General features: G+C 56.7%; 1 protein-coding gene. It reads right to left on the bottom strand.

Annotated elements, in window-relative coordinates; genetic code table 11:
* The coding region (gene mobF, locus HMPREF2990_RS00005; RefSeq protein ID WP_246817371.1) for a MobF family relaxase at nt 1-1,717 on the bottom strand (1,717 nt) is incomplete at its 3' end.
* Between the last annotated feature and the right edge of the window lie 99 nt (nt 1,718-1,816).

Genomic DNA, 1,816 nt, shown 5'->3' with positions numbered 1-1,816 from the left:
CCACACGCGAACCTGCGGCACTAGCCGTCTCCAGCACGCGAGCCATATCCGGGTTAGACACCATGCCGGCTTCATCTACGACTAGGACGGTGTCCTGGCCCCACCCCAACTTCGCCGCTGTTTGCTCCGGTGTCAGCTCGTCGGTGCCAACATATGCGCGGGCAATCGTCATGGATTCATCAGCCACATTCTCGCCCACCATCACATCAGCAGCCTTACCAGTCGGCGCTAGACCCACGACGTGTTTACCAGACTGGTTCCATGCCTTGTGCGCGGCTTTAAGTGAAGACGTCTTACCAGCACCGGCAGGCGCGACTACCACAGAAGCCAGATAGTCAGAACTGACAACCGCGCGCATAGCGTCCGCCTGAGCAGGAGATAGTTCGTCTTCAACCGGCTGAATCGACTCGGCATTAACCCCGCGCTCAACCCGTGCAGTAGCCATATCAACTACTCGTTCAACCTCGTCGACAACCTCGACGGTGGTGTACTTCTGCGAGCCTTCGCGCTGGGTATTATCCAGCTGCCGGGCCTTCTCCGGAGTCACCGACCACGTTCCTTTTTCACCCAACGCGGCATCAACAAAACGCTCCACAGTGGCAGTCATATCCTGCGGAGAAACTGCGCCAGGGCGGATAAGTTCCGCTGCTTTTTCAGCCACATCGGCACGAGTAAACGTGGAGCGTTCTGCGATAACCTCGGCCAAAACCTGGGCAGGTTTCGGCAAGAAATCCTCCCCCAATTCACGCGAGTCCTCTTTACCTCTTGGCTCCAGTCCGTCCACAAACGCACGCACCGTTGCGCCATGTTCGGCACTAGCCCACTCGGTTTCAAGCTCGTCTAATGGAGTCTCGGTGTCCTTAGTGCGGCGGGTGACTTTCTGTGCGATGCGCTCATACGCCGCCCGCGTCTCCAGACCATTCTCGGCCTGCCACTGGTCAATCTCACGCGCCCTAGTCGAATACGACGCAAGCACATCTGGGTCATCAAGCCCGACAATTTCCGCGCAACCATTGACCACATGACCGAACTCCACGCCAAGTTTTCGACTCAAAATCTCGCGCACCGTAGCCTGATACACCATGCCCGCCGCGCGCGCCTCGTGGTACAAACTGACTCCATCAAGAGTGCGAACCCTGCCGTCCTGGCACAACTGCTTATTCGCCAACAACACGTGCGAGTGAACGTGCGGGTCGCCCGCACGCGAGGTTCGGTGCTCGTATTTCACGCCAGAAATACCCGCCAGCTTTTCAATAATCAAACGCTTCTGAGACACAGTCGGGTCTTGCTTTCGCGTATAGCCAGCATGCTCTGACAGATAATCCAGCGCCTGATTTACTGCCGCCTGGTGGGCTTCATCGACGATGCCACGAACGTCAGAATCATCCCCCATAGCCCACAACAGCGACACCGATTTCGGCGCACAAAACGTCAGATCGAAACCCGGAACCCCTTTATCCCCGAGAGCTTTTCCAAGCTTTACACCACTCGGGGCAACCGCCTTATTGAACCAATTCTCAACCGTTTTCCCGGACACAACAGCGCCGTTTTCGGCACCCAAAAACGCCGAAACCTCAGCCACATTCTCACCCCGAAGCCACACCGAAGCAGGCTGCTTCCCGTCCTCAGAATAATACGAATCCGGCCCCCGATTCTCATCCACCGTGGACTGATAATAGGCCACGGAATGCGCACCCATCTTCGCGATAGTCAGCACACACGCCACCTCCTCTAACCAGCACGGTGAGCATCGGAACACCCCTAGGCACTTCTAGTGCAAATGTACCAGAGAGATTTCACAGAGAGATTTCACAGA

The organism is Corynebacterium sp. HMSC071B10, assembly GCF_001814825.1.
Lineage (GTDB): Bacteria > Actinomycetota > Actinomycetes > Mycobacteriales > Mycobacteriaceae > Corynebacterium.
This window is presented reverse-complemented; position numbering and strand designations above follow the sequence as displayed.